General features: G+C 46.8%; 1 protein-coding gene. It reads left to right on the top strand.

The window, feature by feature from the left end; translation table 11 throughout:
* The coding region (locus SB765_RS28595; protein ID WP_410932352.1) for a 3'-5' exonuclease at positions 1–331 on the top strand (331 nt) is incomplete at both ends.

Raw genomic sequence — 331 nt, 5'->3', positions numbered from 1 at the left:
AAGAACTGAAACTGCTGGCGTTCGACATCGAAACCCTGTACAAGGAAGGTGAAGAATTCGGTAAAGGTCCGATCATCATGATCTCTTACGCGGACGAAGAAGAAGCGAAAGTTATCACCTGGAAAAAAATCGACCTGCCGTACGTTGAAGTTGTTTCTTCTGAACGTGAAATGATCAAACGTTTCCTGAAAATCATCCGTGAAAAAGACCCGGACATCATCATCACCTACAACGGTGACTCTTTCGACCTGCCGTACCTGGCGAAACGTGCGGAAAAACTGGGTATCAAACTGACCATCGGTCGTGACGGTTCTGAACCGAAAATGCAGCG

The organism is Pseudomonas sp. SIMBA_067 (genome assembly GCF_046534675.1).
In the GTDB taxonomy this organism is placed as follows: domain Bacteria; phylum Pseudomonadota; class Gammaproteobacteria; order Pseudomonadales; family Pseudomonadaceae; genus Aquipseudomonas; species Aquipseudomonas putida.
The sequence above is the reverse complement of the archived record's forward strand: the minus strand, read 5'-3'. Positions and strand labels throughout refer to the sequence as shown.